14 protein-coding genes are annotated in these 13,573 nt (G+C 70.6%); 9 read left to right on the top strand and 5 right to left on the bottom strand.

The window, feature by feature from the left end:
- Positions 1–161: 161 nt before the first annotated feature.
- Complete coding sequence (locus ACFTE1_RS16010; RefSeq protein ID WP_380621360.1) at positions 162–2,246, top strand: RecQ family ATP-dependent DNA helicase; 2,085 nt, start codon at positions 162–164, stop codon at positions 2,244–2,246.
- A 142-nt stretch (positions 2,247–2,388) separates the two neighbouring features.
- Here the strand turns inward: ACFTE1_RS16010 and ACFTE1_RS16005 are convergent, their stop codons facing one another.
- Together ACFTE1_RS16005 and ACFTE1_RS16000 are read right to left on the bottom strand one after the other, a co-directional pair.
- A complete protein-coding gene (locus tag ACFTE1_RS16005; protein ID WP_380621358.1) occupies positions 2,389–2,997 on the bottom strand; it encodes a hypothetical protein in 609 nt (202 codons plus the stop codon).
- Between the two features lie 82 nt (positions 2,998–3,079).
- The gene (locus ACFTE1_RS16000; RefSeq protein ID WP_380621356.1) at positions 3,080–3,574 is read right to left on the bottom strand and encodes a hypothetical protein; all 495 of its coding nucleotides are present in this window, start codon (positions 3,572–3,574) and stop codon (positions 3,080–3,082) included.
- A gap of 193 nt (positions 3,575–3,767) precedes the next feature.
- Between ACFTE1_RS16000 and ACFTE1_RS15995 the strand changes: the two genes are divergently transcribed.
- Positions 3,768–4,097 carry a hypothetical protein gene (locus tag ACFTE1_RS15995; RefSeq protein ID WP_380621354.1) on the top strand — a complete coding sequence of 110 codons (330 nt, stop codon included), beginning with the start codon at positions 3,768–3,770 and terminating at the stop codon, positions 4,095–4,097.
- 130 nt (positions 4,098–4,227) lie between these two features.
- Here the strand turns inward: ACFTE1_RS15995 and ACFTE1_RS15990 are convergent, their stop codons facing one another.
- Positions 4,228–4,725, bottom strand: coding sequence for an 8-oxo-dGTP diphosphatase (locus ACFTE1_RS15990; RefSeq protein ID WP_380621351.1), 498 nt, complete (start codon positions 4,723–4,725; stop codon positions 4,228–4,230).
- Positions 4,726–4,799: 74 nt separating this feature from the next.
- Positions 4,800–5,309: a DUF2087 domain-containing protein gene (locus ACFTE1_RS15985; RefSeq protein ID WP_380621349.1), complete on the bottom strand. Its 510-nt coding sequence runs from the start codon at positions 5,307–5,309 to the stop codon at positions 4,800–4,802.
- 320 nt (positions 5,310–5,629) lie between these two features.
- On the opposite strand from ACFTE1_RS15985, the gene ACFTE1_RS15980 reads away from it, so the two are divergent.
- From ACFTE1_RS15980 to ACFTE1_RS15950, 7 genes are all read left to right on the top strand, one after another.
- Positions 5,630–6,217, top strand: a complete 588-nt coding sequence (locus ACFTE1_RS15980) for a hypothetical protein (RefSeq protein WP_380621347.1) — start codon at positions 5,630–5,632, stop codon at positions 6,215–6,217.
- Positions 6,218–6,269: 52 nt separating this feature from the next.
- A complete protein-coding gene (locus tag ACFTE1_RS15975; protein ID WP_380621345.1) occupies positions 6,270–6,791 on the top strand; it encodes a copper chaperone PCu(A)C in 522 nt (173 codons plus the stop codon).
- A 4-nt stretch (positions 6,792–6,795) separates the two neighbouring features.
- Positions 6,796–7,992: a Dyp-type peroxidase gene (locus ACFTE1_RS15970; RefSeq protein WP_380621343.1), complete on the top strand. Its 1,197-nt coding sequence runs from the start codon at positions 6,796–6,798 to the stop codon at positions 7,990–7,992.
- Positions 7,993–8,082: 90 nt separating this feature from the next.
- Positions 8,083–8,742: a hypothetical protein gene (locus tag ACFTE1_RS15965; protein ID WP_380621341.1), complete on the top strand. Its 660-nt coding sequence runs from the start codon at positions 8,083–8,085 to the stop codon at positions 8,740–8,742.
- A 101-nt stretch (positions 8,743–8,843) separates the two neighbouring features.
- Positions 8,844–10,634 carry an ABC transporter ATP-binding protein gene (locus tag ACFTE1_RS15960; protein WP_380621339.1) on the top strand — a complete coding sequence of 597 codons (1,791 nt, stop codon included), beginning with the start codon at positions 8,844–8,846 and terminating at the stop codon, positions 10,632–10,634.
- A 40-nt stretch (positions 10,635–10,674) separates the two neighbouring features.
- A complete protein-coding gene (locus ACFTE1_RS15955; protein WP_380621337.1) occupies positions 10,675–11,373 on the top strand; it encodes a nitroreductase family protein in 699 nt (232 codons plus the stop codon).
- A gap of 2 nt (positions 11,374–11,375) precedes the next feature.
- Positions 11,376–11,837 carry a hypothetical protein gene (locus ACFTE1_RS15950; protein WP_380621335.1) on the top strand — a complete coding sequence of 154 codons (462 nt, stop codon included), beginning with the start codon at positions 11,376–11,378 and terminating at the stop codon, positions 11,835–11,837.
- Here ACFTE1_RS15950 and ACFTE1_RS15945 read toward each other — a convergent pair.
- On the bottom strand, positions 11,776–13,524 hold the full coding sequence (locus ACFTE1_RS15945) for a thioredoxin domain-containing protein (protein WP_380621333.1): 1,749 nt from the start codon (positions 13,522–13,524) through the stop codon (positions 11,776–11,778). The genes ACFTE1_RS15950 and ACFTE1_RS15945 overlap by 62 nt on opposite strands.
- Between the last annotated feature and the right edge of the window lie 49 nt (positions 13,525–13,573).

Below are 13,573 nucleotides of genomic sequence, written 5' to 3'. Positions count from 1 at the left end.
TCGGGCGGGCCCGTCCACGGCCGTCCACCTCGGTCGCCGTTGTCCCGCACGAGCCCGTCCGAGGACGCCCACAGCCTCGGCGCGGTCGCCGCGACGAGGCCCGGCCCGCCTCCCGCGCGGCCGACCGCCGACTGTCGGAGGGATGCTGTAGAACAGTCCCCATGACGGTAACCAGGGCAGAGGCAGAGGAACGGCTGCGCGCGCTCGCCGGCGAGGACGCGCGCCTCCGCGACGACCAGTGGCGGGCCATCGAGGCGCTGACGGACTCCTCCGGGCGCCGGGTGCTACTGGTGCAGCGCACCGGGTTCGGGAAGTCGGCGGTCTACTTCGTCTCCACCGCCCTGCAGCGGCGCCGGGGAGCGGGCCCGACCGTGATCGTCTCGCCCTTGCTGGCCCTGATGCGCAACCAGATCGAGGCCGCCGAGAAGGCCGGCATCCGGGCGCGGACCATCAACTCCGCCAACCTCGAGGACTGGGACTCGATCGCCGAGGCCATCGCCGCCGACGAGGTCGACGTCCTGCTCATCAGCCCCGAGCGACTGAACAACCCGGCGTTCCGCGACCACCAGCTTCCCAAGCTGGCCTCCGGCTGCGGCATGCTCGTCGTCGACGAGGCCCACTGCGTGTCCGACTGGGGCCACGACTTCCGGCCCGACTACCGCCGCATCGCGACCTTCATCGACGGCCTGCCCGACACTGTCCCGGTGCTCGCCACGACCGCGACCGCCAACGCGCGGGTCAGCTCCGACGTCGCCGAGCAGCTCGACCGGGAGGGAAGCCCGACCCTGGTGCTGCGCGGCAGCCTCGACCGCGAGTCGCTGCGCCTGTCGGTGGTGCGCCAGTCCGACAACGCCCACCGCATGGCCTGGCTCGACGAACAGCTCCACAAGCTCGCCGGCTCGGGCATCGTCTACACCCTGACCGTCGCCGCCGCCGAGGAGGTGACCGCCTACCTCTCCGAGCGCGGGCACGCCGTCGCCTCCTACACCGGCCGCACCGACAACGCCGAGCGGCTCGACCGCGAGGAGGCCCTGCTCGGCAACCGCCTGAAGGCGCTGGTCGCCACCAGCGCGCTCGGCATGGGCTTCGACAAGCCCGATCTGGGCTTCGTCGTGCACCTCGGCGCCCCGTCCTCGCCGGTCGCCTACTACCAGCAGATCGGGCGCGCCGGGCGTGCCACGGACCGGGCCGAGGTGGTCCTGATGCCGGGAGCGGAGGACAAGGCGATCTGGGAGTACTTCGGCTCGCTGTCCTTCCCCGCCGAGGACGCCGTCCGCCGGACGCTGGAGGCCCTGGCCGAGGCCGGCGGGCCGCTGTCCACGGCGGCCCTGGAGCCGCGGGTCGACCTCCGGCGCTCCCGCCTGGACATGATGCTCAAGGTGCTCGACGTCGACGGCGCCGTGCGACGTGTCAAGGGCGGTTGGGAGTCCACCGGTCGGCCGTGGGAGTACGACGCGGCCCGCTACGCCAAGGTCGCGGCGACGCGGAAGCACGAGCAGGAGCGCATGCTCGCCTACGCGGCGACGGAGGGCTGCCGGCTGGAGTTCCTGCGGCGCGAGCTCGACGACGAGGCGGCAGTGGCCTGCGGGCGTTGCGACAACTGCACCGGAGAGCGGTTCGAGGCCGAGGTGTCGGCCGAATCGGTCGGACAGGCCTCCACAGCCCTGTCGCGCCCCGGCGTGGCCTTCGCGCCGAAGAAGATGTGGCCGACCGGGATGCAGGCGATGGGTATCGACCTGCGCGGCAAAATACCCGCCGAAGTGCGGGCGGAGTCGGGGCGGGCCCTGGCCCGGCTGTCCGACATCGGTTGGGGCGGGCCGCTGCGCGAGCTGCTGTCCGACGGGGCCGACCGCGAGGTGCCGGAGGACGTGTTCGCCGCGCTGGTGAAGGTGCTCGCCTCCTGGGACTGGGACGAGCGGCCCTCCGCCGTCGTGTCCATGGGGTCCCTCAGCCGTCCGATGATGGTCGACGGCCTGGCCAAGCGCCTGGCGGCGCTCGGCCGCATGGACTACCTGGGCAGCCTGGGGCGTCCGGACCGCTTTCCGGAGGCGCGGCGGTCCAATAGCGCGCAGCGGCTCCGGCAGGTGCTCGACGCTTTCAGCGTCGACTTCGAGGTTCCGCCGGCGAGTGTGCTGCTGGTCGACGACCTCCTCGACAGCGGTTGGTCGGCGACGGTGGCGGCCCGGCTGCTGCGGCAGGCGGGAGCGACGGCGGTGCATCCGCTGGCCCTGGGGCTTCAGGCGTAGGGCGCCCTGGGGCGATCAGCGGCGGGAACGAGTGTCGGAGCTCTGGGCTCGCGTCGTATCCGGGCGCTTCAGCGCTCGCGGGCCGTTGGCCCGCAGGATTCGCCTGCCGGGGATCAGGACCGAGGGCGCTCGGCTCCATCGCTCACCGCTGCGGATGGCCCGTATCCCTGTCTCCCGTTGTCCGCCGGGGAACGCCGCCGGCGCCGTTGTTTCCCCGCACTTGTCCTGGAGCGCCTGCCGTGCCGCCGAACTCCGGCGCCACGGGCGGCGGGAGGTGTCCCGCATCGGCGAATCCGGGCGCGACCGGCGGCGGCACGCTTCCGCTTCCGTCGAATCCCGGCGACCTCGGCGGTGCCACGCGGTCATGGATGTTCGTCGTCGGCCGCTGCTTGTTGCGGCGCCTCTTGCGGGCACGGTGAAGCCACCACAGCGTCATCGTCGTGCCGAAGGCGAAGAGGATCGGCCCGATGACGAGCTTCTCCCGGTCCCAGCTCTTGTAGACCGTCTCTTTCTCGCCGACTTCCTTGCAGGGCTTCTCAAGCTCGAACGCCCCAGTGCTGTATCCGCTGTTGACCTCGAACTCGCACACGTCGTTCGCACGGACCTCCTGCCCGCGCCACATGAGCACTTCCTTGTCGCCGGGGAATCCGCTGAAGAAGATGAGGACGCCCGCGATGGCCGGCATAACGGCGGCGACGAGGGCCCAGTAGCGGAAGACGAACGTGTACGTCCTGCGGAAGACGGTGAGCATGGTACTCCTGGTCAGGTCGGGCGGGCGACCCGTCTAATGTAGCCGGGCCGTCCCAGCCCTCCGGGACCGGTATCGGTACTACTCAGGAGAACTCAATGTCCCCGCACAGGACCCGGTCGCCCGACCCTCCGTGGTCGTGATCGCCCTCGTCGGCAATGTGGACCACAATGGACTTGACTCGTTCGTCGGCGGTGTTCGGGCTGGAGACGGTCTCCACGGCGGACCCGTCACCGTCGGTGGTCAGGGACAGGTGGATCTCATTGTCCTCGCCCATGCCCTCGGCAGGGTCGGCGAGCCAGTGCTCCCCTCCGGGCGGGTCGTGGCCGCAACCGCTGTCGTGCAGGTGCGAGATGTAGGCGGTGTCGGGATCCAGCCCGGCGACGGACAGGGACACCTCGGTTCCGTCGCCGAGGACCAGTTCGGCGACGCCCGATCCGTGGGCCTCTCCGACACCCGCCAGCTCGGCGGAGGCGTCGGCATCGCCGGAGAGCGGCTCCGGGTCGGAGTCGTCGCCGGGCCCGCACGAGGTGTGGGCCCCGAGCAGGAGCACAATCGTCGTCGTCGCGATGGCGCGCACACGCTTCCCTTCTCTCGATGGACTTGGCCTCGATGGACTCGGCCAGCACCATAATGCGGTGCGGCGGGCGCGGGGCGGAACCGCTCCACGGCGCGGCGCGCTGTCGGATCGCCGACGGACGGGGAACCCGAGAGGCCGTCGGCACCGCTCGGGTAATGTTGGGGCAAGCCGAAACGGAAGGGGTGCGGGACTCATGTCGGCACCGGAACTGTACAGGGAACTCGACACCTACAGCCAGGCACTGGTCCACCAGGTCGCGACCGGCGACGCCGAGGTGCGCCTGCTCCAGCACGCCACGGAGGCGAACCGGCAGGAGATGGCGGCCAAGGTCCGCTCGCTGACCGAGCTGGCGGTCCAGGCCGGAAAACTGAACATGAACTTCCTCCAGATGCAGAAGCAGCTGCAGGGCATGGGCGGCGACGGCATGAACACCGGTCCGCTCGAGAAGATGAACGGGCGGCTGCGCGAGAAGATCCTCGACATTTGCGAGCTTTGCTACCCGGGGCAGCCGACCGGCCTCTGACGGGCGCCGGCGCCGCAGCGGTGTCACCGCTCGGCGCCGATCCCCGATCGGGCACCGGTTCTCGAACGACGCCGGAGGCCTCCGGCCCGCCCCGAAGCCCCGCCGTGGGCGTCAACGGACGCCCGCGGCCTCACAGCGAATCGGGGAACAGCGGCTCGATCAGGATGTCCGCCAGGGTCTCGCAGTCGTCGCCGTACACGAACCGGGCGCGCACGCGGGCTCCCGCCAGGACCGGCGGCAGCCAGTGCCGCGAATCGGCCCACATGGACTCCAGCGGCAGCGCCCCGACCGGCACCCACTCCGGCACGATCTCCTCGCACGGACGCAGCGTGCCCTCGAACTCCCCGGAAGCGAACACCGTGGAGTCCAGGTCCCACTCCGGCCTCGCCGGAAAACGGAACTCGATGGACGCCACCTGCCTCAACGCCGCCTCTTTGACGACCAGGCCCGTCTCCTCCCGAGTCTCGCGCACGGCGGCGCCCACGGCGGACTCTCCGTCCTCGAGGTGGCCGCCGATCGCCACCACCTTCCCCGAGCCGAAGCCCCTCTGCTTGCGCCCCAGCAACAGGCGCCTCTCATCGCCGGCTCCTTCGACGAGGAGGACGAGGCAAGTCGATCGAGTGGGCATGGGGTACTCCGCTCTTCTGTTCGGGCACAGGCAGACCTCCTAGATCGTACCGGCAGGGCCTACCGGCCCACCGGTCAGCTTCGCCGCCGGTAGACGGAGCCGTCGGGCTCGCGGTCCAGCAGCCCCTCGTCGACGAGATACCGGCGCAGGGTCGCCGGGTCGTCGAACTCCGAGAGGAGGCGCTCGGTCACCTGCTTCTCGGCGTACTCCGCGTCCTGGGCGAATAGGCGTTTCGCGAGGTCTTCCAGGAGCCGGACCCGCATGTCCCGCTTGACCGGGATCTGCCGCAGGCGACCGCTTTCGTAGAAGTTCGCAAGCTCTTCCGTCCCCGTCGGAGCGCTCCGGTCCGGCCGGGCGTTCTTGACCGTGGCGCGCAGGCGATCGCGGTCGACCCTCCAGCGCCCCTCCTCGGAGACGACCATCCGCGACTGGACGAGCTGCTTCAGCAGACGCGCGGCACCGGGACGGGCCCGTTCCAGCTCGTCCGCCCCGATACCCTCGTCGCCCCGCGCGGCGATGAGACCGAAGACCCTGAGACGCTCCTCCTCGGCGAGAGCGCCGATCATGGACACTGCTGGATTCATCCTTCTCCTCTACGTCGGACATGAAACGGACGCCACAGGCATCCTCGCCTCCGAGGCTAGAGTGGCGCGGGCCACGGCACAATCGGTTTTCGCCGCCCCTGGACTCGACACCGGCCGGAGCCGGGACGAGGACCGCAACGGCCGTGCCGGCTCGCGGCGAGCGCCGCGGGAGAGCGGAACCGGCGGTAGAACTCCAGGTCGAAGCCCCACACCGACCGTTCCAAAAAGGCCGAGCCCGTCCGCCTCGAGACACTGCGATGCGCGTCCCTACGGCGGATCCGGCGCCCCGGCGGAGCCCGGCCGGGTGACACCATCGAAGCATGCACGTGGGGCAGCGCCCGTTCCGACTCCTGCGCGCAGGCACCTTCGCCTTTGTCTGCGTGTCGGTCACCGCTGTCCTGCACGTCGCCGCCGGGGGCATGCCCGTGAAGGCCGGCGTTCTGGCTCTGGCCGGGGCCGCCGTCTTCGCGCTCGCCTACCTGGCCGCCGGAGCACAGCGCAGCCTGCGGTTCATCGTCGCCTGCGGCTTCGCGGCGCAGGCCGGTCTGCACCACCTGTTCTCTATGGGTGCCGCCGAGATGCCCGCCGGGCACGACATGGCGAGCAGAGCGGCCCACGGCATGTCCCACCACGGGTCCGGCGCCGGGATGCTCTCCGTCCACGCCTTCGCCGCGCTGGCCTCGGCGGCGTGGCTGCACCGCTGCGAGACCGGGTTGGCCGGGTTCCTCGACCTGGTCGCCGCCGTGTTCACCGACCTGCTCTGGACCTGCCGTTACCTGGGGCGACGTCCGATGCTGCCGCGGCTCGTCCGGGTCCTTCCGGACTCCGGCCGGGGCCGCTGCGTCACCGTCGAACTGACCTCGATCCGGCCCCTGAGGGGGCCGCCTTCCGCCGCCGCGCCCGCTTAGCCGGGCGAACAGTCATTCACCTGTTTCAAGGCAACGAAGAAGGATCCATCAAATGCCAATTCCGAACCGCGCCCTGCCCTGGGCGCGCAAGACCGCCGCCGTGTCCACCGCCGGACTCCTCGTCCTCGGCATGGCCGCCTGCGGCGCAGACGACGAGGGCGGCGCCGAGGACGGGGACGCGCTGACCGTCTCCGACCCCTGGGTCAAGGCCACCGACGGCGAAATGGTCGCCGCCTTCGGCGAGATCGTCAACGACACCGGCTCCGACGTCCACATCACCGGCGCCTCCAGCGAGGTCGCCGGAATGGTCGAACTGCACGAGACCGTCGACGAGAACGGCCAGTCCGTCATGCGGCCCATGGCCGACGGGATCGAGCTCGCCGCCGGCGAGACGTTCGCGCTGGAGCCCGGCGGGGCCCACATCATGCTCATGGACCTGGGAGAGGAGCTCCAGGCGGGCGACGACGTCGTCGTCACCCTCGACCTGGAGGACGGCTCCGAACTCGAGTTCACCGCGCCGGTCAAGGACTTCGCGGGGGCCGACGAGGAGTACCAGAGCGGATCGGGGAACTGATCCCATGGGCGACAAGGGAATATCCCGGCGCGGACTGATCGCGGCGGGAGCCTTCGGAGTGGCCGGGGGTGCGGCCCTCGGCGTCGGCGGGACGGCCCTGGCGCTCGACGCGGAACGACCGGACAGCGGGCCGGAGGTCGGCACCGCGACGGTCCCGTTCTACGGCGAGCACCAGGCGGGGGTGGAGACGCCTCCTCCCGCGCACGGCCTGTTCTTCGCCCTGGACCTGAAGAAGGGCACCGACGCCGACCGGTTCGCGCGCATTATGCGGCTGCTGACCGACGACGCCGCCCGCCTGACGCAGGGACGGGCGCCGCTGGCCGACACCGAGCCGGAGCTGGCGGAGCTGCCGTCGAACCTGACCGTCACTTTCGGCTTCGGCCCGAGCCTGTTCGCCAAGCTCGGGCGCGAGGACGCCATGCCGGAGAACTTCGCCGGGCTGCCCGCCTACGAGTCGATCGACCGGCTCGAGGATCGGTGGAGCGGCGGGGACCTGCTCGTCCAGGTGTGCGCCGACGACCTCATGGCCGTCGCCCACGCCCAGCGGATGCTGCTCAAGGACTCCCGGTCGTTCCTCGGCGTCCGGTGGGTCCAGCGCGGGTTCCGCAACTCGGCGGGCGTCGTCGAGCCGGAGAAGACGCAGCGCAACGTCATGGGACAGCTCGACGGGTCGGCCAATCCGCGCCCGGGGAGCGAGGAGTTCCGCGAGACGGTGTGGGCCGGAGGGTCCGGGCCGTTCGCCGGCGGGACCACCTTGGCGCTCCGGCGGATCCGGGTGGACCTGGAGACGTGGGACAAGCTCGACGTCGGTTCCAAGGAGGTCCACGTCGGCCGCCGCCTGGCCGACGGAGCGCCGCTGACCGGCGGGAAGGAGTCCGACGACCCGGACCTGGAGGCGAAGGAGAACGGCCTGGAGGTCATCTCTCCCAACGCGCACGTCCGGCGCTCGACGGCTCCCGACGGCCGGAAGATCTACCGTCGCGCGTACAACTACGACGACGGCCCGACCTCCGAGGGCACCAGCGAGACGGGTCTCCTGTTCGCCTCCTACCAGGCCGATCTGGAGCAGTTCACGGTGATCCAGGAGCGGTTGGCGGAGTCCGACCTGCTCAATAACTACACGACGCCGGTCGGTTCGGCCGTCTTCGCGATCCCGCCGGGGTGCGAAGAGGGCGGATGGGCAGGGGAGACCCTGTTCTGAACCGGTGAGGTTCCGGGGGCGGTGTCGCCGCCCCCGGAACCTCCGCCGTTCCCGCAACGGCTTGTGGCGAACAGCGGCCATGCTGGAACTATGAGTGACATCCCCCGGTCATTGACCTTCCCGCTGCGCGAATTCGCCCGCATGCAGGACATCGAGTACAGCTATTGGAGCCACCGCCTGGCGGCCGACTACCTGGAGCACCGTCGCCTGTGGAGGGCCGTGCCGCCGCTTCTTTGCCTGGCCCTCGCGGCCATCGGCGAGGGCGAGGCCTCCGACTTCTTCTTCATCCTGGTCTTCCCCGCCTGGTGGGCCGGCGCGGTTCTCGCCGAGCTGTCCCTGGATTACCGGCTCCGGCGACGCTGGATCCTGGTGCCCTCGGGGCGCCGCAGCATCTTTTCCTACCAAGCTCCCTGGACTTACGCGCTTACTCTGGCCGCCGCGCTGTTCGCGATACCGGAGTTCCCCAGCCCCACACTTGCCGTGGCCGGGATCTGGGCATTCGGCGTCTGGTTCGTCGCCAACCGGCGGCAGATCGGCGGCGAGGACAGGGCGATGGCCGAGGTCGACGAGGCCATGCGGGCCCGGTCGATCCACGCGCTCACCGGAGGGGCCTTCCTGATGTTCGCCATGATCGCCGCCTCCGACGTGGAGTTCGGCCTGTCCCTGGTCGTCGTCGTCCCGGTGGCGCTGTGGATCGGTACGCGCCCCTGGAAGGTCGTCATCGCCGACGAGGCGCGCCAGGAGGCTTAGCCGCCGAATCGGTCCCCGGTAGGACGCCCTTGTCGGCGCGGCGGGCTAGATTGGAGGGAACACCACCGTAAGGAACACCTGAACACACCACGGAGTAGAAGATGGCTGACACGGCCGTAGATTCAGCGCGCCCCGAAGAGGGGGCACCGGACGCTGCGCCGGCGGAGAAGGCGCCGATCAGCCGACTCTGGTATTACGCCCGGTTCCACCTCAAGGCGCTCCTGGTCGGCGGGGCGCTCACCTTCCTCGGCAGCATCCTCGGGCTCGTGCAGCCGATCATCGCGATGCAGCTGATCGAGACGCTCGGCGAGGGCGGGAGCCTGCGCACCCTGCTCGTCCTGCTGGCGGCGGCGGTCCTCGCCGGCGCGGTCCTGGAGGCCTTCGGGCCCTACATCATGCAGCGGGCCGGACAGGACATCATCCTGACCGTGCGGCGCCGCCTCGTCTCGCAGCTGGTCCACCTCAAGGTCCCCGAAGTGGACCGCCTCAAGCCCGGCGACCTGGTCTCCCGCCTGACCTCTGACACGAACCTGCTGCGGACGGTCGCCAGCACGACCGTCATCGGCGGCGTCACCGGCCTCATCATGCTCGTCGGCGGACTGGTCGTCATGGCGTGGATCGACATCGTCCTGTTCGGCATCACCCTGGCCATGGCCCTGCTGGTCACCGTGGTCATGCTGTTCGTCATGCCGCGCATCGGCCAAGCCACGGAGGCCTCTCAGACGGCCCTCGGGCAGATGGGCGCCGTGCTGGAGCGCATCTTCACGGCCTTCCGCACCGTGAAGGCCTCGGGAGCGGAGGAGCACGAGATCGGGAAGCTCGACGAGGCCGCGATCCGAGCCCGCGACAAGGGCGTCATGGTCGCCGTATGGGAGGCCCTGGCGGGAGTGCTCGCGTTCCTGCCGGTCAACATCGCCTTCCTGATCGTGCTAGGCGTCGGCGGCTCGCGCGTCGCCACCGGCGACATGACCATTTCCTCGCTGATCGGCTTCCTGCTCATGCTCTTCTACCTGATGGGGCCGATCACCTCGCTCACAGCGGCGCTGTCGCAGCTGCAGACGGGGCTGGCGGCGGTCCGCCGCGTCGAGGAGGTCGCCGACCTGGACGCCGAGGACCTGAACCACGGCCGCAGGACGGCCGGCGACGGACCTGCCGCGGTGGTCTTCGACGACGTCGAGTTCCGCTACGACGAGGGCCTCGAACAGGTCCACCACGGCGTCAGCTTCACCGCCTCCGGCAAGGGCCTCACCGCCCTGGTCGGCCCGTCCGGAGCGGGCAAGACCACGGTCTTCTCGCTGATCGAGCGGTTCTACCCGGTCAACTCCGGGCGGGTGCTGGTCGACGGGACCAATGTCGACGACTGGCCTCTGGGGGACCTGCGCCGGACCATCGGCTACGTCGAGCAGGACGCGCCAGTCCTGCACGGCACGCTGCGGGACAACCTGATCATGGCCGCCCCGGACGCCACGGACGAGGAACTCCACGACATTCTCGGCCGGGCCCGCCTCTCGGGGCTCGTCGAGCGCCTGCCTGACGGCATCGATTCGCTGGTCGGCTACCGGGGCCTGACGCTGTCGGGCGGCGAGCGGCAGCGCATCGCCATCGCCCGGGCGCTGCTGCGCCGCCCGCGCCTCCTGCTGATGGACGAGGCGACCTCGCAGCTCGACGCGGCCAACGAGGCGGCCCTGCGCCAGACCATGATGGACGCGGCGGAGCAGACCAACGTCATCGTGGTGGCCCACCGGCTCTCGACGGTCACCAGCGCCGACCGGATCGTCGTCATGGACGCCGGTCGGGTCCGCGCCATGGGGACTCACGAGGAATTGCTGGAGGAGGACAAGCTCTACCGCGACCTGGCGGCCGAGCAGTTGCTCACTTCCGAAAAGGACTGAAACAGTGGGTATTGCCCGATCGATGTATCGACGGTAGGGTATGCGCGTGAGTCCAGATCCAGGCCGAGAGGAGACCCCTGTGGCCACGACCGCGTACCCCACGCGTCCCGCCCCGCGCTTCGACATAGAGCCCGACCGGGCCGTGGAGATAGCCCGGGAGTTCCACGAGGTGATGGCCGAGCGCCGCACCGTCCGCGAGTTCTCGCCCGAGCCGGTCGACATGGCCGTCGTCCGCGAGGCCGTCGCCGCAGCGGCCACGGCGCCCTCCGGAGCGAACCTGCAGCCGTGGCGGTTCGTCGTGGTCACCGATCCGGACCTCAAGCGCCGCATCCGCGAGGAGGCGGAGGCCGAGGAGCGCGAGTTCTACCACCGCCGCGCCTCGGAGGAGTGGCTGGAGGCGCTGGCGCCCTTGGCGACCGACGAGCACAAGCCCTTCCTGGAGAAGGCTCCGGCGCTCATCGTGGTCTTCGAGGTCCACAAGAGCGAGACCGAGCCGCGGCCCTACTACGTCAAGGAGTCGGTGGGCATCGCGGTGGGCTTCCTGCTGGCGGCCCTGCACCAGGCGGGCCTGGCGACTTTGACGCACACTCCGAGCCCGATGAAGTTCCTCGGCCCGATCCTGGGCCGCCCCGCGAACGAAAGGCCCTATGTGGTCGTTCCGGTGGGGCGCCCGGCCGAGGACGCGACGGTCCCGGACATCACGAAGAAGGACCTCTCGGAGGTTCTGGTAGAACTCTGAGGGTGTCCTCCCTTTTCAGTTTCTTCGCGGCCGCCGCGATCACGGCCGGTATGACCGTTGCGGCGGCCGTCTCGGTCTTTCCCGTCGGCGGCCTGCTGTACATGGCCAAGACTCCCAAGGAGAAGAGGTCGTGGTCCGGCTTCGCCGTCCAGCACGCCGCCGTCACCGGACTGATGACCGCGGCCTGCCTGATCTACTTCACCGGCGCGCTGAACGTCGAGAACGGCGTGTTCAGGGCGGCGGCGGTGCTGACGCTCCTCCTCGGAGTACCCGCCGCGATGGCGTCGTGCACGGCGCTGCTGGTCGGCAAGGCCGGACGGGGACGCCCGAAGGGATTACCGGCCCGCCGACAGCCGCAGCGACCTCGGCGGACGCGTGATACGGGAGAGGCGGCCGGAGCGTTTACTCCCTCGAACCGAGTTGCCGCTGGAACTTCAAGGCAGCCAGGGCCAACCCGGCGGTGAAGCGCGGGTTGGCCTCCATCTGCGGCTTGACGCGCGCCAGCGCTCGCCAGGCGGTGTCCTTGTAGCGCTCCTCGCCGGTCTCACTCCAGGCCTTGACGAACGCCTCGGCGGCGAGCGCCCAGCCGGAGGCGGTGGGGCCGTCGTGGATCTCGGACAGGCGCGTCACGAGCCGCTCGGCGTCGTCGGCGGTGTCGAAGAACCCGCCCTCGCCGTCGGCGAAGTGCGTCTCGACGCGGTCGAGGAGGACCTTGCCGAACTCGGTCCACTCGCCGCCGATGTCGAAGGCGGCCAGGGCGAGCGCGGCGTAGTCCTCCAGGACGCCCTGGTTGTCGCCGACTCTGCCGTCGAGGCTGGTGCGCTTCAGGCGCCCGTCCGCGAAGTGGTTCTCGCGCAGGAACCGCGCGGCGGTGAGCGCCCGCTCGCGGGCGTCGGGGCGGTCGAACTTCGCGGCGTAGCGCAGCAGCGAGCGTACGGCCAGGGCGTTCCAGGCCGTCACGACCTTGCCGTCGCGGTGCGGTTGCGGCCGTTGGTCCCGGGCGGCCAGGAGCGCGTCGCGGACGCGGCGGTGGCGTTCGGGGTCGTCGACGCCGCGGCGGAGCGTGGGAACGTTGGCGACGTCCTCGAAGTTGGGGCTCGCGTCGGAGATTCCGAACGTGCGCGCTGCCCAGTCGGCGTCGTCCTCGGAGAGGACTTCGCGCAGTTGGGGCTCGGTCCAGACGTAGGTGAGGCCCTCTTCGCCCTCGGTGTCGGCGTCGAAGGCGGCGGCGAAGGCGCCCTCGCCGGTCGCGAAGTGGGAGGCGAGGAATCCAGCGGTCTCGGAGGCGATCTCCTCCTCGCCCAGCTCGGTGTAGAGGTCGAGCAGTTCGGCCTGGTCGTAGAGCATCTTCTCGAAGTGCGGCACGGTCCAGTCCCGGTCGACGCAGTAGCGGGAGAACCCGCCGGCGAGCTGGTCGCGCATTCCGCCGGCGGCCATCTGGTGGGCGGCGAACTCGACGGTGCGCCGCGCTTCGGGGGAGTCGTACTCCCACAGCAGCCGGAGCATCGGCACGGCCGGGAACTTCGGTGCGGCGCCGAATCCGCCGAACTGCGGGTCGGCCTGGTCGAGGAGGTCGGTGACGGCGTTGTCGACGAGGTCGCGGTCGATCGGGGGAGCGGGCGGGCAGGGGCCGTCGAGGGGGCAGGCGACGGTGACGTCGGCGAAGTCGGCCCCGCCGGTGGCGGAGGCCTGCACGATGGCAGCGCCCTGGAGCCGCAGCTCCTCGCGCTTGTCCTCCCACGCGGTGACGACGGCGCGGAGGAGCTGGAGGAAGTTGGGCTTGGGGAAGTACATGCCGGCGTAGAAGGGCGTCCCGTCGGGGAAGGCGAAGACGCTCATGGGCCAGCCTCCCTGGCCGGTCATGGCGAGTGTGGCCCTCATGTAGACGCCGTCGACGTCGGGGCGTTCCTCGCGGTCGACCTTCACGGAGGTGAAGTGGTCGTTGAGGTAGGCGGCGACCTCGTCGTCCTCGAAGGACTCGTGCGCCATGACGTGGCACCAGTGGCAGGTGGAGTAGCCGACGGAGACGAAGAGCGGGCGGTCGTGGGAGGCGGCGTCGTCCAGGGCCTCCTGTCCCCACGGCCGCCAGTCCACGGGGTTGTCGGCGTGCTGGAGCAGGTACGGCGAGCTGGCTTTCCCGAGTCGGTTCATGTCCCCAGCCTCCCACAGGAACGGCGGCGCGGCCACGAGCCGTGGGGCG

Origin of the sequence: Salininema proteolyticum, assembly GCF_042685645.1 — a bacterium.
GTDB classification, from domain to species: Bacteria; Actinomycetota; Actinomycetes; order Mycobacteriales; family Micromonosporaceae; genus Salininema; species Salininema proteolyticum.
Note: the sequence above shows the minus strand (reverse complement) of the source record. Positions and strands in the feature narration are given on the sequence as shown.